This is a genomic window from Arthrobacter sp. B0316-1-20, from assembly GCF_059091865.1.
Map to the genome: position 1 here is coordinate 71349 of NZ_JBNHHC010000027.1, position 20991 is coordinate 92339.

Genomic DNA, 20991 nt, shown 5'->3' on the forward strand with positions numbered 1-20991 from the left:
GCCAAAAGACGACATATGCGCTGTTATCGGCGCTTCGTCCCTGGCCTCGTTCAGTTCGAGCTTGTTGTCGGTTAGGTTAATCGCTACGGCGCCGGATTCGTCATGGCGCGCGGCGCACACCTAATTGATGGCGCTCACACATGCGGCCGCTGTCCGCCGCGTCGGGATGGGTTCACCCACCATCTGAAGTGCCGGTTTCTTACGGCCCCGGATCAGAGGATGTAGGGATAAATGGACGTAAGCCAGGAAAACGGCGACCCGGGCGTACGAGTGACAGGGACAGGCGGACGTAGTGTGGCCATCCCTGATGACCGCGTCCAGGGACTTGATGACTTCATTGCTGCATGGGAACCACAGGCAGAGACACCTACGCCTCTGAGCTTCGGAGGCTGGCAAATGTCCGATGAAGAGCATCCTCCGGGCGGCGGCACGCCCGGATACCGAGTCATCTACAAGACGATTCGAACCGTGGTCATCCCCCGCTTGAATATCGAGATGGGCAACTTGCGACTGGTCTTCGGCAACGATGCGGTTGTTCTGGGAGAACCCGTATTTGAAGGAACCTTACCTGCCCGGCAACCAGGGCAGTTCCTGTTGCCTGAATGGGGCAAGCTCAAGAATGAAGGAGACGCCTTCGACTACGAGTTCATGCAGAACGTCCAGGTGAACGTTCGAGCACACCAGAGCGAGACTCCGGTGGGGAACTACGTGGAGTTTTTATACATCTTGGATACCGACGTTCCGACTCAATATGAACAAATGGTGGCCGCCGGAAGAGCCGCCGTTTCACCTTTGATCGTGATGCTGGACCTTTTGTATGGAGAACGCGTTCTTGGCCCAATAATCACTGAGGAAATTGGTGAAGTACATAGCGATTGGCACTGGAACCGGCTGCTGGGAGGCCGGACGGTTTCTCTCGAATCCCAAGCAACTCTTAAAGTATTGGAGGCGGCGGACTCCATGCACTCAAACCCAAGGTAGACCGCTTTACGGGCGCTTCTGACCAGGCTCGTCAGCAGATGAGGGTTGCCTCTCAGTGGTACTGGGTGGCCGAATCCCAAGCCGATCCCGTGATGAGATTCATCGCTTACTGGCTCGTGCTTGAATCACTCGAGTTGGGTGAGAACGCCAACATCGCTCCCTTGCGGCGGACCCTGGCCGAGATCCTCGGCGTAGGTGAACCAGTCATAAAGGAGCCTCTCGGACGGCTCTACGGCATTCGAAGCAAACTCGTTCACGGAAACAAACGTGCAATTGACGGACCGCAGTTGGAGAGAGTCAAGGCATTAGCTCTGGCGATCCTGGAGAAGCATGCTTTTGGCGTTGTCTCTCCGGACCGAGTAAAGATCCTCAAGGCTGCTCTGATGCCCGATGCGGCAACGTCTGGAGACACGACCTAACCCAAAGTTTGGGGGACAAATGTGGGACTTAGCTTTGCGCCGTCTTTCATCAAAGGACCGTTTTCCAAGACAGGACACCTAGCCTGTTACTCGCTCGTCCCGCCCCCGATTCCCGGGACGGCCGGGTCTCAACAACGTGTCCCACCCGGCCCAGTCTCAGTAGCGAGCAGCGGAGCCTTTGATGGAATCGAGAATAAGGCCAACAGCGCAAACATCTGGGCACGGACCCGGGGAATCCCGCGGGCAGTCAACCCTAGGCAATTCACGTTAAACGGAAGCGCGTGGACATCAGGCCTCCCATTTAACTGAAACGTTTATATGCTGGATCCCACCAGAATGAGACACAGTTGGGGGAAAATTGAACAAGTTTACTAGAGGCGCGCTGTCTCTCGTCGTTGCAGCGGGTATCGGACTTGGATTTATGCCGGGGGCTGCCGCTTCGCCGGCTTCCGGTTTGCCCGCCTCAGTCCCTGCCGCTGTCACCAAAAAGGCCGCAGCGAAGGTCACCATCAGGACCATCACCAGCCCGGTCGTGAAGGTGGGAGGTACCGCCGTCATTAAGCCGGCGATGTCACTCAGCGGCCCGGTCAAGGTCTCCTCCAAGACCCTCACCGTCGCCCAGGGCAAGAAGACACTGGTCCGCGGCAAGGGCGCCGCCAGACTCAAGGCCGGCAAATACACCGTCACCACCACGGTCAAATACTGGACCACCAGCCATGGCGGCAGCGTCTATTCGGACCTGAAAACCACCAGCCGGAAGCAAAACCTCACCGTCACTCCCGCCGTGACCGTCGGCAGGATCACCGACAGGACAGCAGCAGCGCACGGCACGGCTAAGATCCGGCCGAAAGTTTCGGCGGCCAAAGGCACCCACGTCGTCTCCAGCCGGCTGACGGTCAAACAGGGGACGAAAACGGTGGCCCAGGACAAGGGCACGGCCGCCCTCAGGCCCGGCAGGTACAAGGTCACGACGAGGACGAAATACCGGTTCCCCGTCTACACCACGGTCACGGAGGCCGGGGGTGAGATTCTCGTCGCCTACAACAACGGTCGCTCCAAGAAGTCCACGGAGATGACTTGCAAGGTTTTCGGGTTCTGGCCTAGGGCCGAAGGCGAGAGCGAATACGCGGCCTGGATTGATATGCGGCTCAAATGCACCGGAGATTTCGAGGGCGAGTACATCACCGACGCCTACTATATGGTCGAAAAGAAGGGCGAAGGGCAGCGCTGGCTCCTCGGCCGCACCGCCGGCCAGACCGTTTGGAATGACAACGAGAAGGAGACCGCAGGGGTGCCCAAGCCGGTGATCGGCGCGAAGGCAACTGTAACGCTCTTCCCAGGGGAGCCGCTGGTCAAGAAGACAAACAGTACGGTGATCAAGAAAACCTGGTCGCCCATGTACACCGCCACTAAAACCCAAGACTTGGTCATTCGTCGGTAGCAGGCCGCCGGACAGGTGTACCGGGCCGGAGGAAGCCTTCAGCCCTCCCCGCACCTTCCGGCGCCTCCCGAAACTGGCTCGCCGCCTAGCATACAAGAGAATCTCCACGTTCAAGGTGCAATCAGGTTGTGTCGACAGAGGCCAGAATGTGGCGGTCATCTGCGCGATCTCTTACTTCCCGGCTGCACTCGTCGATAGTCCTGACAAGGGAAACTGACCGTCAGGTTCCTCGATTGTGCCCGGACTGGTGAATTATGCCCGTGCTGGATCCAATCGCGCCCAGCACCAGGGGAAAATTGATGAAGCCTCTATTCCGCGGCCTGGCCGCTGCCGCCGTGTCGCTCTCCCTACTCGGCATCGCAGCCCCGGCCCATGCTGCGCGCCACTGTGTGCAGCAGGAGAACAGCAAGTACGTCTACAACTGCTCCGACGACGGCTGGCACTCCTACTACCCGGTCATCATCGGCCCGGCGGTCGTCCTCGACAGCTACGGCACTCAGCTCGACGGCGCCTACGTAGTGGGCAACACCCTGTCCTGGGTCCAGCCGGAGTACGAGCTGCACAACACCAAAACCAATTCGAAACGGCAGCTGACGGTCTCCGAGGCCGATCCTGTCTTCCAATGGACCCGCGACGGCGTCCCCATCGGCGGCGCCACCGGCCCGCGCTACACGCTCACAAAGGCCGATGAAGGCCGCAGCGTGAACCTGACCGTCACGTTGCGCATCGATGCTTTTAGCGACCCGTTAACCTCCCCGGATGTCATCGTTCAGCCGGCAGGAACGGTAAAGCCGGTGGCCCCGGCCCCGAAGAAGCCCTGGATCGGCGGCATCACCCGAGTCGGCCAGAACCTTTTGGTTGACACGGGGGACTTTGACTCCCAAGGCACTTACATCGAAGAGTACGAGTGGTTGCGCGACGGAAAGGTAGTTTCCGCCCGGAAAAGAACCTCCGGCTACACAGCCGTGATGGCCGACCTAGGCCGGAAGCTGAGCGCACGCATCTACGTTTACAAGCCGGGCGCCAACGCATCCGTTACCACCATCAGCACCAAAGACACCATTAGCAAAGCCTGGTTCACGAAGTCGCCCGCCCCGAAGATCACCGGAACGCTGAAGACCGGGTCAACCCTCACCGCGCAGACAGGCTTCTGGATGCCCTCGGCCGGTGTGAAGTTCTCCTACCAGTGGTATCGCGACGGCAAAGCTCTAAAGGGGGCTACCGCCCGGACTCACAAACTGGGCAACGCCGACCGCGATCACACCATCAAAGTCAGGGTCACCGTCTCCAAGGCAGGCTACGAGACCGAGCGAAAAACATCGAAGCCCACTGCGACGGTGACCGGACCGGTCATCAAGCTAAAGGCAACGAAGGCACCAAAGATCAGCGGGAAGGCACGGCCCGGCATTTATCTGTCGACCTCGAAAGGTTCTTGGAACGCTTCCGGTGTGACGGCGAAGTACCAGTGGTACCGCGACAGCAAGGCCATCAGAGGCGCGACCAGGTCCGGCTATCTGGTCCGGCCCTCGGACAGGGGACGGAACATCACAGTAAAGGTCACCGTCACCAAGAAGGGCGGCTATAACCCTGGTTCGGCCACCTCATCGGCAGTTCGCGTGGCACGGTAAGTCTCAGGTGGCTGCAGCCGCCGAGGTGACAACTGTAGCGGTTGGGGCACCATTACGGGCCCTTTTGAGGGCGGGGTATACGCGAATCGGGAAGGCCAGTATCTGTAGCGCCTTTCCCTGCAGCCGGGGAGTGCTCGAAAGGTGTCGCGGTTAAGGACCGGCATGCGCGAAGGGGGGAAAGCCGGCAGAGGGCCAAGTTGCCGTTAGCTCTTCGAGTGGCTCGTCCCCTGCATATGTAGGAATTCCTGCTGTTCGTCCGCTTCTATCCGGCCTTGAGGCCCCGCCGCTCGTTGAACGACGAGGCCTCAGCCCCTCTGCTATCCTCTGGTGCTGCAAGGATCCCGAGCCGGCTTGATGGTGTTTATATCACGGATCTTCTTGTTCGGCCTGGACGGATATGTCGCCGCCGCCTGAGCGGAAAGAAAATCCCGCCCGAGTTGATAGGGAATCGACTACTCGGTCCCATACAACGATCCTCCAACGGAAAATGCGCAAGCTATGGCTTCGCAACATCCGGCGTCCACTTGTCTGCCGTTCTCGATCGCACGCCTTCCGGCCGCTGGTCAGAAACGACGCCGGTACGGGAGCGTCTGGAAACGCGGTGCGGTAATGTTCCAGTCGCATTTTGGTTAGGGTTGAGCCAGGGGAGATCGAGTAGTCTCGACCCGGAAAGCAGCAGGTGGCCAGTGGCGCAACGCAAGACGAACCGAAAGAATTTGCAGGGGGAACAGACCCGTGCACGGATTCTCGAGGAAACCATGCGCCTGGCCACCCGCCATGGCTACGAGGGAACCAAGCTTTCAATGATCAGGAAGGCCACTGGCCTGTCCGCCAGTTCCATATACTGGCACTTCTCCAACAAGGACCAGTTGATCGCAGCGTCCTTGGAACATGCGTTCCGTGTGCAGTCGCGGGCCATCCCCAACTGGCTCGACTCCCCGCCGGGAGAGTCCCGGAGCGCGGACTTGTACGGCAACCTCCTCCAGTTCCCGCGGATCGACCACGAAACGGACTACTGGCGGTTCGGCCTCCAGTTGGCTGTGGTTCGCCCGGTGGTTGACTCCACGGCCCGGGCCCGGTTCCTGCAGATCCGACGAGAGAGTATCGAATGGCTGGCGCGCTGGTGGGAGCGGAGTCTGCCGAAACAGATGGAGCAGAGGACGACCGCCGCGCTGCTGCTGGGCCGGTTCACCGTAGCCATTAGGGATAGCGAGTTTATCGAGCGTCACGGCAGCCGCCAGCTCGACGACAGCCGCGTTACGTGGATGATCTCGGCCTTTTTGGACGCAATGGCGGACCGAATAGTGGAACTGGCTCCGGACCCTCGGCTCGATGCCGTGGGTGAACCGGCTCTGGATGTCAGGGTGGCCGGGGGCGAGGGGGGGCGTGAGGCGCTCCTGCGCGCCGCGGAGGAGACGATAACCGAGTTCGGCTATGACGGCGTCACAGTCAGCAGAGTGTGCGAAAAGGCCGAGCTCCCGGCCAGCTCGCTTTACTGGTCCTTCAAGGACAAGGACGATCTTATTGCCACGGTAGTAACCCACGCATGCCGCCGATGGGAAACCGAGCGGCCGGAACTGGAACCTCGGCCCGCGGACGGCGACTGGTCCGTCATCCTGCGCGGGCAGCTCCTGCCTACGCTGGAGGACTTTGCCGCCACAACTCGGATCCTGCGCCTGAGACTCCTGCTTCTGCTTCAGCCCGCCGTCCGGGCCGACCTCGGCCGCCAGAACCTGGAACTCGTGCTGCAGGACATGCAAAGCCTAACCGAGGAATGGTTCCGGAGCGTGCTTTCACCAGGGATGATCGACGAGTCTCGGGCCGAGCTGGCCGAGTATCTTTCCGAATGCCTCTTCCGCATCCTTGAGGGACTGATGCTCAGCAGGCACATCGACGAGGGCCCCTGGGACTCCGAATTGTCGGCGGAGCTGATGAGTACGGCGTTGTACCGCGTGGCCGTGCTGGTCCAGGGCGGCACCATCATCCCGGCAGAGGCGGGATGATGGTGCCGATCCCGGACTTTTAGTCGTACTGCCAATCAGGGTTGGCTTTCGGCGGCCACGCCTATTTTCCGGGTTGTGTGTAGCAGTTCATCGGCCCAGGCCAGGATGTTGACCGCCGCAGCAGGGCTCGGTAGGTTGGCGATGCGCAAGACCAGCCGGACCTTCCCTGCCGAGTCGCGCACCGGCGCCAGTAGGGAGTCGACGTCGTAGCTCCCGCCGGGCACTATGTCCACCGGAGCGTAGCTGCTAGAGGTACGGGAGATGACCTCGCGGATCCTGCGCTCCTGCGCAGGCGTGTAGACGCCGGAGGAGTACTCGCGCAGAGCCTCGAAGACTTCCTCGTCCCGGTAGTCCGCGCGGCTGGTTAACGACCAGCCGCGGCGGCGTACTGCCTCGAGGCGCTCGCGGTACTGTTCCGGGGTGCATTCGTCGCTGGGCAGGGCCCGGGCCAGCCATCGGTCAACGGTCTCGGGCTCCTCCCAGGCCAGGCACAGCTCACCCAGCGGGGGCATCAGCGGAATCCGCTCACCCAGCCGCGTTTCCCGTCCCGGACCGGGACCGCAGGCGGAGACGATCACGGCCATCTCGTCTCCGATCATGGCCATGGCTGTGCATTCGACACCCAGCGACGCCGCCAGTTGATCCATTTCCCTCCGGCCCCGTTCGGCCAGCCGCACCCCGGCGATGAGGTCCGCTTCGAACGGGGCACTGAGAGAGAGTGGGGCAAAACGCCCGTAGCCGCCCTGGAAGAACAGCAGCGGGGCCACGGGATTGCACACCTTCAGTTCGCGGACGGCGCCGAGGACAAGGTGGTGATCCCCGGCCTCGTTGATGGACTCGAACGTGCAGTCGATGAAGGCCACCACCCCCTCCAGCACTGGGGCACCCGATGGCGATGGATGCCAGGATACGCCGTCGAACTTGTCTGCGGCCCGGCTGGCAAACCGGCGGCACAGGTCCTCCTGGTCCGCGGCCAGCACGTTCACGCAGAATGAGCGTGCGGTACGCAGTCTCTGGAAGGTCTGCGAGGCCACGGTGGGCAGGAAGGCAACCAGCGGCGGGTCCAGTGAGACCGACGTGAAGGAACCGACGATCATGCCCACCGGCTCGCCGTCATCGGCGATCCCGGTAATCAGGACCACACCGGTGGGGAAGTGGCCCAGCACATTGCGGAAGACCAGAGGATCTCCAGTGGCCGCGCGCTGTTGCTCCGTGCTAACTGTGGTCATTTTTTTGCCCTTTCGACAAGCCGTCCGGCGGCTTACTTCTGCGCCAGCAGGTCCAGTGCCACATCCACGATCATGTCCTCCTGGCCGCCGACCATTCGCCGCTTGCCCAGTTCCATCAGGATGTCCGTGGTGGGGATCCCATAGCGGCTACTAGCCTTCTCGGCATGGCGCAGGAAGCTGGAGTACACCCCGGCGTAACCCAGAGAAAGTGTCTCCCGGTCCACCCGGACCGGACGGTCCTGCAGCGGGCGCACCAGGTCATCGGCGGCGTCCATCAGGGCCGGCAGGCTGCAGCCGTGGTGCAGTCCGAACTTGTCCGCCGCGGCGATGAAGGCTTCCAGCGGGGCGTTGCCGGCGCCGGCACCCATGCCCGCCAGTGACGCATCCACCCTGTTGGCGCCGTGTTCGACGGCGGTCAGTGAATTCGCCACGCTCAGCGAAAGGTTCTCGTGGGCATGGATGCCGATCTCCGTGGCCGGATCCAGCACTTGCCGGAACGCGTCGATCCGCTCCGCAACGCCGGGCATCGTCAGGGCGCCGCCGGAATCGACCACGTAGACGCATGTGGCGCCGTAGCTTTCCATTAACTTGGCCTGCTTCGCCAGTTCGGCCGGGGGTGTCATGTGGGACATCATCAGGAAACCGACGGTATCCATGCCCAGTTCCCGGGCAGCGGCAATGTGCTGCGCCGAGACGTCCGCCTCAGTGCAGTGCGTGGCCACGCGCACCACCGAGGCGCCGGCACTGTGCGCGTCCTTGAGATGGTGGATCGTGGCGATGCCGGGCAGCGCCAGGGTGGCGACCCTGGCCTGCTTGACGGCACCGGCGACGGCGGAGATCCACTCGAGGTCGGTGTGTGCGCCGAAACCGTAGACGCAGGAGGAGCCATTGATCCCGTCCCCGTGCGCCACCTCGATGGAGGCGACACCAGCGGCGTCGAGCGCCGTGGCGATGGCGACGGCCTGATCCACCGTGTACTGGTGCCGGATGGCATGCATGCCGTCGCGCAGTGTGACATCAGAAATGTAGAGCCTGCTCATGGTTATGCCTCCTGCATCGCCGCGGCGATGTGCTGTGCTTCGACCCCGGCCAGCTCGGCCCAGCGCTCAGCCACGGCCATGGCAGCGGAGGTCATGATGTCCAGGTTGCCCGCATAGGCGGGCAGGTAGTGCGCCGCGCCGGTCACTTCGAGCATCACCATGACGCGGCTGCCCGTGAAGTTCCCCGAGCCCGGGAGGTAGAGCGGATTGTCCCGGCCGAAGGTCTCGAACTGCACCGCCTGCTTGAGCTTGTAGCCGGGAACGTACTGCTGCACGCGTCCAGCCATGGACAGGATTGAGGCCTCGATGGCAGCATGGTCGGGCTCACCGTCCACCAGGCAGTACACGGAGTTGCGCATCAGCATCGGCGGCTCGGCCGGGTTCATGATGATGATGGCCTTGCCCTCGGTGGCACCGCCCACTTGGACCAGTGCCTGGGACGTGGTTTCGGTGAACTCGTCGATGTTCGCCCGGGTGCCCGGTCCGGCGGAGCGGGACGAAACCGAGGAGACGATCTCGGCGTACCTCACCGGAGCGACCTGCGAGACGGCGGCCACCATGGGAACCGTGGCCTGACCGCCGCAGGTGACCATGTTCAGGTTGGGATCCTCCAGATGGTCCTCGAGGTTGACCACCGGAATGCAGTAGGGGCCGACGGCCGCCGGGGTCAGGTCCAGCATGCGGACGCCGGTGCCCTTGAGCAGGTCCCAGTTGGCCAGATGGGCCGATGCGCTGGTGGCGTCGAAGACGACCTTGATGTCCTTGAAGTTCGGCAGGCCCAGCAGCCCGTGGACACCGTCCGCAGTGGTGGGAACGCCCATATTCGCGGCACGGCGCAATCCGTCGGACTCGGGGTCGATGCCCACCATGGCCCCCATCTCGAGCCGCTTGGACCCGCGCAGGACCTTGATCATCAGGTCGGTGCCGATGTTGCCGGAGCCGATGATGGCCACCGGCCAGCGTTCTTGGGTATCCACTACTTCTCCTCATGTTTGACACGGACCTGTCCCAGGCCCTGGATGCTTGCGACTGCGTTGGCGCCTGGCGGGAAGGCTGCCATGGGACCGAGGGCGCCCGTCATCAGGATGTCTCCTGCACGGAGCGGTCTTTCCAACTCGGCCATGCGCCTGACCAGCCACAGCGCCGCCCGGTACGGGTGGCCGAGGCAGGCCGCACCCGAACCCACGGATTCCAGGACGCCGTTGACCTCCAGGGTCATGCCGGCCACCGTCAGGTCAAGGGCCGCCGGCAAGACGGGACGTGTGCCCGTGACGATTCGGCCGCAGGAGGCGTTGTCGGCAATGGTGTCCAGAATGGAGATATCCCAGTTTCGGATCCGCGAGCCGACGATCTCTATGGCGGGAAGCAGGTGGTCCACTGCGGCGATCAGTTCGCCCATGGTGGTGTCGGGTTCAGGCAGGTCCTTCTTCAGGGCCAAGGCCACTTCGGCCTCTACCCGCGGCTGCAATACCTCTCCGGCCGCCAGGCTTTCGCCGTCGGCAAGGCACATGTCAGCGAACAAGACCCCGAAGTCCGGCTGGTCAACGCCCATCTGGGATTGGACAGCTTTGGAGGTTAGGCCGATCTTGCGTCCCACCACCCGTCTGCCTTGAGCTATCCACTCGTCCTCATTCGCCCGCTGCACAGCATAGGCGGCGCTGACTCCAGCGGCTGCGAGCTCATCGCGGATCGGATCGATGGGAACTCCGTCGCGCTCGGCACGGCGCAGACGCTCGGCCAGCCCGGCGACCTCCGCCGGGTGCGTAGGTGCCGTTCCTGTGGTTGCAGTCATCAATCCTCCCAGTGTGAGCCTTCAGTATCGTCCGGCGATGGGAACCGCGTTACGGCGGTCCCGGAGAACGGGACGCAGAAACTTGTCGCGCAACTCGGTGGCGAGGCCCTGTAGCGATGTGTACAGTGAGTCTTCAAGACGGGGTGTTGTGCATCACACTCCTAGTTGATCTACAAAGGAGGTTTCTTATCCAATGAATGTCCCCTGCTGTTCGGCGACTACGAATCGCGTTGTTGGGTGGTCCCGGTGAGCGTTGCCACGAGTACGTCCTTTGACTGTTCCCCCACACCCGCGGACGGGCCGCCGCCGTCGATGGCGGCCAGGATGACGCTGATCATGGAGGCTTTCGAGTACTGCACCGGCAGGCTACTGCTCGACGAGATCGCGCACCGGACGAATCTTCCCCGCTCCACCACCCACCGGATCTTGGATCAGCTGGTCCAATTGGGCTGGCTTGAACACACCGCCGGTGGTTACAGGTTAGGTTGGCGGTCCTTGAAATTCGGCGCCGCTGACAATGGAAACAACCGGATCCGCGCCGAGGCAGCACCGTTGCTGCACGGCCTCCAGATGCGTACCGGGCTGGTGGTACACCTGGCCGTCCTTGATGGGGCCAGCGTCTACTATCTGGACAAGGTCGGCGGTCGCTCGGCGTTGTCCGTGCCGTCCCGGGTGGGCGGCAATATGCCCGCACATGCCACGGCTCTGGGCAAGTCGATGCTCGCCTGGATGGATCCCGAGCAAGTTGACGAAGTGCTAAGGGGCGGCATTAATGCGCTCACCGGGCAGACCATCAAGGATTCCCAGATGCTCTACGCAGACCTCAGCCGCATCCGGCAGCGTGGCGGCCTGGCCTATGAACGCGGCGAAAGCTTCGAGGGGATCGCCTGTGTCGCTGCGGCAATCCGCAGCCGGCGGGAGCCTGTCGCCAGTATCTCCGTGGTGGGCGGCGTCAGGGATCCGATGGAACGGGTGGCACCGCTGGTGATCGATGCCGCCCGCCAGGTGTCGGAGGCCCTGTTTCCCCGGGACTGACCCACCGGTCCGGCTGCCGGGTCAGTTCCGGCCGGCCGCCGGATCGGTGGGCATCCTTATATGTGGGTTTCCGCCTGTGATGCGCAGGTCGGTGCCGGTGACGAACGCGCCGTCGTTGGAGGTGAGCATCGCGATCACCGGCGACGACGTCCGGCGAGGAAATGACTGACCCGAGGGCGGGGCGTGAGTTCGACATGTCGGCGTCGTCGGGCAGTCCAAGGCGCGCCGTTATCCCGCTGGCGATCGAGACGGGGGGGCGACGGCTACCGTGCGCAGGCCGTCCTTGGCATACTCGAGGGCGATCCCATGTGTGAACGACCGTACCCGGCCTTGGGGCGGGGCCGTATCGACACGAAAATCGAGTCGCTACGAGAGGAGCATCCATGGGAAGGGTTTGCTGTATCCATGTGTCATCCTTCCGGCTCAGGACTGGCCGACGGCCGGAGCAGTCAGCAGGCCGTGGACCGAGCGGCGGGCGAACCTCCATCCCTGCCTGGTCCTGACGAACCGGTCGGTGTAGATGCCCACGGAATCCTGCCGGCTGCCGTCGTGGGCCAGGCCAAAGGCATGAAAGTACGCGGTTCCGGTGGCCGTGTCTCCATCCACGTCAATGACGTGGTTCAGGACCAAATGGCAGGTGCCGGCTTGCGCGGCCCCGGTCGCCGCGAAGAATTCCCGTAATGCCTCCGACCCCTGTACCTCCGGGATCCCCCAGGCAGCACCGTCCCAGACGCCGTCCTCGGTGAACAGGGATACCAGGTCATCCAACCGGGTGCTGTCGAGGTTGGTGGAGTACTCGTGGGTCAGGCGGCGGATCAGTTCGACGTCGCTGTCCACGGCGGTGTGGTTTGGTGAAGTTGTCATGCCGGTTCCTTAGGAAGCAGGTCTGTGGAAGCGGAAGGAGGGTGCAGCCCACGTAGGGCGATTGCACCCTCCTTCCACCATTGCTCAGCGTCAGCCGGCTGCCAGCGCGTCACGCCTTCCCACTGCTAGCAACGGGTCCCTCGGAGCTAGCTTGTCGCGGCAGTGGTCTCGCGGGGCACAAACGCGGCGTAGGGCTCGGCCTCGGAGTGGTCATGGCCCCAGTAGCTTTCGGCGGTGATCTCCTCGGCAGTGTAGTAGGTCTCGTCCACTAGCATGCCGGCCGTGCCGTATTCGATGTCCCAGCCGCCTGGTGCGCGGACGTAGAAGGAGACCATCTTGTCATTGGTGTGACGGCCCAGTGTCGCAGTGAGGGAGAAGCCCAGGCCCTTGACCTTGTCCAGTGCCTGGCCCACGGTGTCCAAGTCTTCGACCTCCACCATCAGGTGCACCAGTCCCGGCTCTTCGCCGTGCGGCGCCGGTCCGATGGCCAGAGTGTGGTGGCGCTGGTTGATACCGAAGAAACGGAACCGGACGGCGGGACGCTGCGGGCCGAGTCGGACGGCGCCGCGGGGCAGGAAGCCCAGGACGTCAGTATAGAAGGAGGTGGTTTCCTCCATCGCCGTCGTGGGCAGCACCACATGGCCCATGCCCTGGGCTCCGGTGACGAACTTGTGTGCGTAACCGGTTTTCAGAGGACTGTGGTCCAGCCTGGGGCCGAAGAAGATCTCTACCGGGGTGCCGCCGGGATCAGCGAAGGAGATCACCTGCTCCAAGCCTCGTTCGTCGTTCTCTTCCTCGGTGAGCCAGCTGACAGCGATGCCGGCGGCCTCCACGGCCTTGGCAACCTCGGCCAGGGCGAACTGGTCACGGACCTCCCACCCCACGGCCAGTACCTTGTCGGATTCTCCCGGCAGCACGATCAGGCGGGCTTCACGCTCGTCCATCCGCAGATATAATGCCTCCGGGTCCGGTCCCACGGCCTCGGCGAATCCCAGACCTTCGATGGTCAACTCGCGCCACCGGCTGATGTGCTGGGTCTGGACCTTTAGGTAGCCCAGTCCTCGGATGTGCGTCATTCTTTCTTCCTCCCCTTGCTGTTTGATGTTGAGGTTAGGTGGCTAGACCATGCCGGCCAGGTTGGCCGGCGGCTCGATCCCCAGCTCCGTGAGGACCGCGGCGTGGTAGGTGGGGCCCGGCACGTGGATGGCGTGGGCCAGGCCCATGTGGGCATCGCGCCAGAATCGCTGGATCGGGTTGTTCATGCGCAGCCCATTGCCGCCGGAGCGGGACAGGATGGTGTCTATGGCGGCCGTGGCGCGCCAGGCGGCCTGGATCTGGGTGCGGCGGCCCACTGCGCGCTGCTCGAGGCTGACTTCGCGGCCGGCAGCGACGGTGTCGTAGATCCTGCTGATGTTGTCCAGCAGCGCCGCCCGGGACGCACGAATCTCTCCGGCAGCCTCGCTGACCGCGTACATGCTGTACGGGTCCTCGGGGCTCTTGAAACCGTTGATCTGCAGGCGGTCGCGCTGGTAATCCAGATGGGCCTGTAGGGCACCTTCAGCAATGCCGATCACCGCGGCGGTGATTCCCAGCGGAAACAGGCAGTAGAACGGGATATTGTGGATCGGATCGGTCTTGCCGGCCTCGCGGGCCACCTTGCCCTCGAAGAGTTGGGCCTGATTCACCACACGGTAGTCGGGGACGAAAACATCCCTGATGATGACGTCCTTGCTTCCGGTGCCGCGCAGGCCCACCACATTCCAAGAGTCCTCGACGATAGTGTAGTCAGCCCGGGGGACCACCAGGTGCAGGAACTGCGGCGGGTTCAGCGGCTGGCCCTCGGCATCGCCGAGGAACGCGCCCAGAATCACCCAATCGGCGTGGTCGGTGCCCGAGGAGAACTGCCAGTGCCCGCTGAACCGGTAGCCGCCGTCGACCGGCGTGGCCACCCCCATCGGTGCATAGGGGGAGGAGATCCAGGTGTCGTCATTGGCTCCCCAGATTTCCTCTTGCAGCTTGGGCGACATTAGCTCTAGTTCCCACGGGTGCACACCGACCACGCCGGCAACCCACCCGGCGGATCCGTCGAGGCTGGCGATCTTCATGACCGTTTCGGCAAATTCCACCGGATGTGCCTGCGTGCCGCCGTACTGGACGGGGGCAAGCAGCTTCATGACGCCGGACTGGCGCAGGATGTCCACGGTGCCGTCGTTGAGCTTGCCCAAGTCTTCGTTAATCTGGCCGTAGGAGCGAAGTTCCTCCCCGCGCTCGGTCAGCACATCGGAGCTTGCAGTAATAGTCATTGATCGCTTCTCCCTTCTTCGTCTGGGGCGTCGGCGCCGCCGTTGTTTGAATCTAAGCGCGTTCCTCCCGGGCATCGCCGGATGTCCCATTCACTGAGATTACGGGCCGTCGCTTGCCAGCGGCGCCGCTGCCGGGCGGTCATCCCGGTGATCGGGACCCTGCGTAGCCGCCCGCCGGAGCGCTGAATAGGGTTCCCGTAGGCCGAAGAGATTCCCATACCGAGGAGCCTGAGAAATGACCACAAATCTTGAACCAGGCATCGCAGCCCGGATCAGCTATGAGTCAACCCTGCGGGAACTGCAGACCCAGCAAGGCGTGCTGCGCTACCACGAAGGGGGGGAAGGGCCGCCGCTGCTTTTCCTTCACGGTTCCGGCCCCGGTGTGACCGGCTGGCGGAACTTCGGGGGCATCCTTCCAGCCTTCGCCGAGCATTTCCGCTGCTACGTGCTTGAGTTTCCGGGATTTGGCGTCAGCGATCCCACCGACCAGCATCCAATGCATGCGGCAGCGCAGGCGGTCATCGAACTGCTTGACGGCGTGGGCCTGGGCCGGGTGGACGTCATCGGCAATTCGATGGGCGGCATGGTGGGCACCCAGTACGCCATCAACCATCCCGACCGTGTTCGCCGACTGGTGACGTTGGGCGGAATGGGCCTGAATATCTTCAGCCCGTTCCCGGCCGAAGGCATCAACCTGCTGGTCGAGTTCACCGAGGATCCCACGCGGGAGCGGCTGACCCAGTGGCTGCGGTCGATGGTTCACGATCAGGCTCTGGTCACGGAGGAGCTGATCGACGAGCGCTGGGAGCAGGCGACTGATCCGCAGACGTTGGACAGCGCGCGCAAGATGTACAGCCGCGTGGCGATGAATGCGCTGGCTGGGGCCGCAGCCGAGTCCGATGCCGCGCCCGCCTGGGCTCTGCTGCACAAGGTCAAGGCCAAGACGCTGATCACCTGGGGACGCGATGACCGCGTTACACCGCTGGACGCGGCGTTGGTGCCTCTGCGGACCATCCCCGATGTGGAACTGCACGTGTTCCCCAACTGCGGGCACTGGGCCATGATCGAGCAGAAGGCCGCCTTCGAGAGCACCGTGCTCGCCTTCCTGCGCAGGGAAGAGGCAGCGCGATGAGCAGCGCGACGACGCCAATAGTTCCGCTGCAGGTGCGGGTGGTGGAGGTGATCCGTGAGACAGCTGACGCGCACACCCTGGTCCTGGAACCTGCCGGCGGCTGCGAGGGCAGTTTCAGCTACAAGCCCGGACAGTTCCTGACCATCCGCATTCCGAGCGAGCGGCCGGCCGGCGCCGCCCGGTGCTATTCGCTGTGCAGTTCGCCGCACCAGGATGAAAAGCTCAAAGTAACCATCAAGCGCACCCGGGACGGCTACGGTTCCAATTGGATCTGCGACAACGTGGTGGAGGGGCACATCCTGGAGGTCCTGCGTCCTGCGGGGACCTTCACCCCGCGCTCCCTGGACACCGACTTTCTCCTCTTTGCCGGCGGCAGCGGGGTGACTCCGGTGATGTCCATCCTCAAATCGGTGCTGGCCGCGGGAACCGGTGTGGTAACCCTGATTTACGCGAATCGGGATGAGGCATCGGTTATCTTCCGCGAGGAGCTCATCGCGCTGGCCCAGGCACATCCGGGCCGGCTCAACGTCATTCACTGGCTCGAGACCGTTCAGGGCATTCCCGACCGGGCCGCCGTGGGAGCGCTTGCTGCACCGTACACCGACCGGGAGGTTTTCATCTGCGGTCCAGGGCCGTTCATGGACTGTGTCGAGCAGGCCCTGCACACACTGGGGATGCCGCCGGAGCGGATCCACATCGAGCGCTTTACGTCGCTGGCCACCGATCCCTTTGCCCCCATGGACGCCGTCGTCAGCGACACGGCGGGAGACAGCATGGTCGTGGAAGTGAAGCTGGACGGGCAGAGCCGCTCTCTGGCCTGGCCCAGCGGCAACCGGCTGCTGGACGTCCTGCTCAATGCCGGACTTGATGCACCGTTCTCCTGCCGGGAAGGTGCCTGCAGTGCGTGCGCTTGCCTGCTCCTGGAGGGCGAGGTGCACATGGAAAAGAACGAGGTCCTGGACGCAGCGGATCTTCGCGAGGGCCTCATTCTTGCGTGCCAGGCATTGCCCGTCAGTGAGCAGGCCAGGGTCACATACGATGCCTTCCAGACTTCACCCAGCCCAGAAAAGGGCTTCTTCCAGACTTCACTTAGCCAAGAAAAGGCAGGACATGACTCGGACCTATCTCGTCACCGGTAGCGCCTCCGGCATCGGCGCCGCGACTGCGGCTCATCTGCGTAGCCACGGCGCTCGTGTTGTCGGCGCCGATCTGCACGACGGTGACATCACCGCCGACCTCGCCAGCACGGAAGGTCGGCGTGCACTCGTCGAACAGGCCCACGAACTCACCGGCGGCCGACTCGATGGCGTCGTGGCATGCGCAGGCCTGGCGCTCTTCGACCCGCTCACTGTGGCGGTGAACTATTTCGGCGCTGTCGCCACCCTCGATGGCTTGCGACCTCTGCTCATGGCCGGCACCGACCCGCGAGCCGTAATGATCTCCTCGGTGGCGTCGCTGCATCCCACCGATCCGGCGATCGTCGAGGCCGCGCTCGCCGGCGACGAGACGGCTGCAGTTGCCGCCGCGCGCTCGGCCGTGGACCGCGGCGACGCGGCCAAGATCTACGCGTCGTCGAAGGCTGCGGTCGCACGCTGGGTCCGCCGGAGCGCAATTACGCCGGAGTGGGCCGGCGCTGGTATCCCACTCAACGCCATTGCCCCCGGGACGATTGTCACACCGATGATCCAGGCCATGCTCGATTCTGAGGAAGGCCTCCAGGCCATCGACAGCAGTGTCCCAATGCCGCTGCACGGCCACGGCCGACCTGAGCAGGTCGCTTCCGTGATCTCATGGCTGGTTTCCCCAAATAACTCTCACATCACCGGCCAGGTCGTTTTCGTTGACGGCGGCGCCGATGCCGTGCTACGCGGCGACAGCACCTGGTAGCAACCGACAGAAGGAATCTAATGACGCATCAGCGAAAGCAAAGAATCCGGACTCGCCAGGCGATCTCAGTGGCCAGCATGTGCCTTGTACTGGTCGCCGTTACGAGCTGCGCCAACAGCGACCCGGAACCGAAACCAGCATCAACTTTAGCCGACCTGCACCCCATGCTCGAAGAAGCCTACGACTACGCCTTTCCGTTGTACGACTTATCCCGCCAACGATGGACAGCACTCGAAACGACCAGCGCGAGGACCAGCACTGCGCTGAATACTTTCGCACACTCACGGTCTCTTGCCGGGCCCGACGACACATGGGCGAACGGCCCGAGCCAAGACGTTCTATACTCCACCGCCTGGCTGGACCTGTCCGCCGGGCCGGTCTATCTGGACACCCCGGATACAGGCTCTCGTTACTACTCGATCACCCTGATCGACTTTTACTCAAACACCTTCTTCTACGCAGGTGAGCGGACGACCGGTACACAAGCACAAAAATACCTCGTTGTGGGACCGGACTGGCAGGGCGAACCCGCCTCCGATGCAACGGTGGTACGCGCTTCCACGAACGACGTCTACGTCAACCTCAGAGTGCAGACGACCGCGCCCGAAGATCAAGCAGCCGCGAACGCTGTGCAGGACGGTTTCCGTTTTACCCCCGTGCAGCCTGTGTCGGGGAGAGCGAGTGATCGAATTCAGCCAGTCGACGGCGACCCGAAAAACTACCTCGATGTGGTCAATCAGATGCTCGAGCTGAACCCGCCTCCCTCCCACGACACCGTGCTCGTCGACAGGTTCCGCGAGGTCGGGATCTGCGGGTCCGACTGCAGCTGGGACACATTACCCAAAGACACGAAGAAGGCTTGGTCTGCCGGGTACCCCGAATTCGGGCGCTACATGGAGGAGTTCGCAAGCACAAAACCGACGACAAGCGCGGGCCGGGGAACGGGCTGGACCTACTACAGCCCGCCCGGATCACTGCTCGGCACCTCCGAGGAACGGGACTACGCCACGCGCGCGCTCGCGGTGGCCACCGGCGGCGGGATGTTTGGACTGGATCGGAGGGAAGCCAGTTACTGGGGCACCTTCACCGACGCCGACACTGCTCCGCTGCTCGGGAGCAACGATTACCTGTTGCGCCTCCCAAAGGGCGGAATCCCTTCCGAGGCGTTCTGGTCGATCTCTTTGTACGAAGTCCGCGAGAGGGGCCAGTTCCCCTCACCCAACCCGATCAACCGCTACGTCATCAGCAGTGAGACAGAAGGATTGATCACCAATCCGGACGGCAGCATTGATATCCAAGTGCAGTCGACGGCCCCCTCCGCGGAGAAGTCGGCCAACTGGCTGCCAAGTCCCTCGGACGGAAAGCCGTTCCTCCTCTTCGCCCGGTCCTACATCCCAGGCGCGGAGGTTCTAGCCGGCACCTTCACCATGCCGCCTGTCTCCCGCAGGTAGGCAGGTAGGCAGCGCGGTGTGCGGCCGTTCCTTACTTCACACCGCGCGGGCGACTGGCCGGAGTTGACCAATGCTTCCCCTCAGCTACGACACACGGGCGGGCGCTGCTATCAAGAACTCCTGGAAACATCCAGGAACGGTGAGGTCGGGCGTGCAGGGCTACTCGCCCGGCAGCCGGCTATCCAGGAGAAATTCGCCGCCCGCTACCTCTGCCCGGCAGCGAACCCGGACGCGCTGGCCTTGGAAGCCGCCGTTTCGTATTTGGCTGCGCTGATCGGGAAGTGGGCCCGGGCTGGTAGAGCCGCAGCTTGTCCGGCCGCAGGCCCATTCCGGTGGCGGACGGTGTGCCTGCGGCGCGGACGATCTGCGGCGGGATGAACCTACCCCGGAACTCCCCTTCCGGCGTACCGGGACACTTTCAAAAGGACCAGGACTTTGAACAACCCGGAAGGACAGATCGATGACCACTACCTCCTCCCGCCTGCCCCTCCCCGTCGCCCACGGTGGCGCTGGAAAAGAAGCTTCCGCGCACCTGTCGCGGGACGAGCCCCTGGCAATGCTCCTGCCGTTGATCCTCGAACTTTCCGGCAGGATCAGCCGCCGGGCTGCGCTCTTGGAGGCGTCATCGAGTGACCCGGGCTCAAGGCTCCGAGGACCTGACCACCCTCGCGTGGATCCGGGGGTCCCTGGAAGACGTTGAAGCCACCATCATTGGACTGGCGGAAGCCAACCGCCGCCGTTATGGGGCGTTCCACGGTCTGGCCCCTTCTTCTGCCGGAAGCCTGGTTCCCTAAGTTCCGCCGGGCCACCCGGCTGCCTTGATCAAGGCTCCCGTTACCAATGCCAGCGGCTAGCACCTTTCCCTTCCGTGCCAGGGGCATCTCGCGTGTCCACAGTACGTATCACCGCCCTGAGAGTAAGGACTCATCACCATCCCCGCAGCCCCCGAATGTCTCCTCATCGCCGGCGGCCGGAGGAGTCCGAACCCTGCGGCAGCCTTCGCCGGGGAGCCGGCCACCGTCAGGATGACAGGGCTCTGACCCCTGACATCAGCCCCAGGTCAAATACCCGACCCCGGAAGACCTGCGAAAGGCCGGCCAGGCCCGGGTGACCGCGCTGCTGGTCAGGTTTGCGCCGCGGGCAGGCTGGGCGGCCGAGGTGTTCGCAGCATTGGGTGAGCAGACCGTGGTGGTCTCCGGGACCGGAGCGGCCGGCATCGTATTGCCGCAGTTGGCCGCACAACTGCTCCAGCTGCGAACTTCCCGTGCCCAGGTCCTGGCCCGGGTCGAAGAACTGGTGGAGGCCCACCCTCTTCACCTCGTCCTGACCTCCATGCCGGCGGTCGGCGTCAGGACGGAAGCACGGATCATCACCGAGATCGTCGGCAAGGACTTCGCCTCTGCAGGGCATCTGGCCTCTTACTCCGGATTCGCCCCGGTGACCTGGAGATCGGGTACTTCGATCCGCGGCGACCATCCGTCGAGGAAGGGCAACAAAGTCCTCAAACGCGCCCTGTTCCTCTCCGCCTTCGCGGCCCTGAAGGACCCGGTTTCACGCGCCTATTACGACCGGAAACGTGCCGAGGGCAAACGCCACAACCAAGCACTCATCGCTCTCGCCCGAAGGCGCTGCGACGTCCTTTTCGCCATGCTCCGCGACATGACCCTCTACGAAACACCCCAGCTCAAGTGAACTGGTCCCCGAAAGTTGGACTGGCTAAGTAAGAGCCTAGGCTGCGAGGGCCTGAGCACGGTATTGCACCGGGCTCAGGCCCTTGAGCTTTGTT

18 protein-coding genes and 1 pseudogene are annotated in these 20991 nt (G+C 63.5%); 12 read left to right on the plus strand and 7 right to left on the minus strand.

Annotated elements, in window-relative coordinates; genetic code table 11:
- Nucleotides 1-231 precede the first annotated feature (231 nt).
- The 5 genes from AC5RW2_RS30260 to AC5RW2_RS30280 all read left to right on the plus strand — a co-directional run bounded on the left by AC5RW2_RS30260 (nucleotide 232) and on the right by AC5RW2_RS30280 (nucleotide 6472).
- Nucleotides 232-981, plus strand: a complete 750-nt coding sequence (locus tag AC5RW2_RS30260; RefSeq protein ID WP_493963777.1) for a hypothetical protein — start codon at nucleotides 232-234, stop codon at nucleotides 979-981.
- Between the two features lie 65 nt (nucleotides 982-1046).
- The gene (locus tag AC5RW2_RS30265; RefSeq protein WP_493963778.1) at nucleotides 1047-1400 is read left to right on the plus strand and encodes a hypothetical protein; all 354 of its coding nucleotides are present in this window, start codon (nucleotides 1047-1049) and stop codon (nucleotides 1398-1400) included.
- Nucleotides 1401-1854: 454 nt separating this feature from the next.
- Entirely contained in the window at nucleotides 1855-2841 is a 987-nt protein-coding gene (locus AC5RW2_RS30270) for a hypothetical protein (RefSeq protein ID WP_493963779.1), read from the plus strand.
- A gap of 299 nt (nucleotides 2842-3140) precedes the next feature.
- Nucleotides 3141-4469 (plus strand): hypothetical protein, encoded by a 1329-nt coding sequence (locus AC5RW2_RS30275; RefSeq protein ID WP_493963780.1) that lies wholly within the window; start codon nucleotides 3141-3143, stop codon nucleotides 4467-4469.
- 686 nt (nucleotides 4470-5155) lie between these two features.
- Nucleotides 5156-6472, plus strand: coding sequence for a TetR/AcrR family transcriptional regulator (locus AC5RW2_RS30280; protein ID WP_493963781.1), 1317 nt, complete (start codon nucleotides 5156-5158; stop codon nucleotides 6470-6472).
- 35 nt (nucleotides 6473-6507) lie between these two features.
- Here the strand turns inward: AC5RW2_RS30280 and AC5RW2_RS30285 are convergent, their stop codons facing one another.
- Genes AC5RW2_RS30285 through AC5RW2_RS30300 form a run of 4 tightly spaced genes read right to left on the minus strand, consistent with a single transcriptional unit; the run spans nucleotide 6508 to nucleotide 10533 of the window.
- The gene (locus AC5RW2_RS30285; protein ID WP_493963782.1) at nucleotides 6508-7701 is read right to left on the minus strand and encodes a flavin reductase; all 1194 of its coding nucleotides are present in this window, start codon (nucleotides 7699-7701) and stop codon (nucleotides 6508-6510) included.
- A gap of 32 nt (nucleotides 7702-7733) precedes the next feature.
- A complete protein-coding gene (dmpG, locus tag AC5RW2_RS30290) occupies nucleotides 7734-8741 on the minus strand; it encodes a 4-hydroxy-2-oxovalerate aldolase (RefSeq protein WP_493963783.1) in 1008 nt (335 codons plus the stop codon).
- Nucleotides 8742-8743: 2 nt separating this feature from the next.
- Nucleotides 8744-9718 carry an acetaldehyde dehydrogenase (acetylating) gene (locus AC5RW2_RS30295; RefSeq protein WP_493963784.1) on the minus strand — a complete coding sequence of 325 codons (975 nt, stop codon included), beginning with the start codon at nucleotides 9716-9718 and terminating at the stop codon, nucleotides 8744-8746.
- Complete coding sequence (locus tag AC5RW2_RS30300; RefSeq protein WP_493963785.1) at nucleotides 9718-10533, minus strand: 2-keto-4-pentenoate hydratase; 816 nt, start codon at nucleotides 10531-10533, stop codon at nucleotides 9718-9720. Before AC5RW2_RS30300 ends, AC5RW2_RS30295 begins: the two co-directional genes overlap by 1 nt.
- Nucleotides 10534-10857: 324 nt before the next feature.
- On the opposite strand from AC5RW2_RS30300, the gene AC5RW2_RS30305 reads away from it, so the two are divergent.
- On the plus strand, nucleotides 10858-11568 hold the full coding sequence (locus AC5RW2_RS30305; protein ID WP_493963786.1) for an IclR family transcriptional regulator: 711 nt from the start codon (nucleotides 10858-10860) through the stop codon (nucleotides 11566-11568).
- Nucleotides 11569-11991: 423 nt separating this feature from the next.
- Here the strand turns inward: AC5RW2_RS30305 and AC5RW2_RS30310 are convergent, their stop codons facing one another.
- The 3 genes from AC5RW2_RS30310 to AC5RW2_RS30320 all read right to left on the minus strand — a co-directional run bounded on the left by AC5RW2_RS30310 (nucleotide 11992) and on the right by AC5RW2_RS30320 (nucleotide 14735).
- Nucleotides 11992-12432, minus strand: coding sequence for a nuclear transport factor 2 family protein (locus AC5RW2_RS30310; protein ID WP_493963787.1), 441 nt, complete (start codon nucleotides 12430-12432; stop codon nucleotides 11992-11994).
- Between the two features lie 146 nt (nucleotides 12433-12578).
- Nucleotides 12579-13508: a VOC family protein gene (locus tag AC5RW2_RS30315; RefSeq protein WP_493963788.1), complete on the minus strand. Its 930-nt coding sequence runs from the start codon at nucleotides 13506-13508 to the stop codon at nucleotides 12579-12581.
- A 42-nt stretch (nucleotides 13509-13550) separates the two neighbouring features.
- Entirely contained in the window at nucleotides 13551-14735 is a 1185-nt protein-coding gene (locus tag AC5RW2_RS30320) for an acyl-CoA dehydrogenase family protein (protein ID WP_493963789.1), read from the minus strand.
- Nucleotides 14736-14970: 235 nt separating this feature from the next.
- Here AC5RW2_RS30320 and AC5RW2_RS30325 point away from each other — a divergent pair, with 235 nt between their 5' ends.
- The 6 genes and pseudogenes from AC5RW2_RS30325 to AC5RW2_RS30350 all read left to right on the plus strand — a co-directional run.
- Entirely contained in the window at nucleotides 14971-15867 is an 897-nt protein-coding gene (locus AC5RW2_RS30325) for an alpha/beta fold hydrolase (RefSeq protein WP_493963790.1), read from the plus strand.
- A complete protein-coding gene (locus AC5RW2_RS30330) occupies nucleotides 15864-17006 on the plus strand; it encodes a 2Fe-2S iron-sulfur cluster-binding protein (RefSeq protein WP_493963791.1) in 1143 nt (380 codons plus the stop codon). The genes AC5RW2_RS30325 and AC5RW2_RS30330 overlap by 4 nt, the downstream gene beginning before the upstream one ends.
- Complete coding sequence (locus tag AC5RW2_RS30335) at nucleotides 16978-17754, plus strand: SDR family oxidoreductase (protein ID WP_493963792.1); 777 nt, start codon at nucleotides 16978-16980, stop codon at nucleotides 17752-17754. Before AC5RW2_RS30330 ends, AC5RW2_RS30335 begins: the two co-directional genes overlap by 29 nt.
- A gap of 20 nt (nucleotides 17755-17774) precedes the next feature.
- Complete coding sequence (locus AC5RW2_RS30340; RefSeq protein WP_493963793.1) at nucleotides 17775-19205, plus strand: DUF1254 domain-containing protein; 1431 nt, start codon at nucleotides 17775-17777, stop codon at nucleotides 19203-19205.
- A gap of 629 nt (nucleotides 19206-19834) precedes the next feature.
- Nucleotides 19835-19999: a hypothetical protein gene (locus tag AC5RW2_RS30345; RefSeq protein WP_493963794.1), complete on the plus strand. Its 165-nt coding sequence runs from the start codon at nucleotides 19835-19837 to the stop codon at nucleotides 19997-19999.
- Between the two features lie 271 nt (nucleotides 20000-20270).
- Nucleotides 20271-20897 (plus strand): annotated as a pseudogene (locus AC5RW2_RS30350) (transposase); the annotation flags it as partial.
- Nucleotides 20898-20991: the final 94 nt, after the last annotated feature.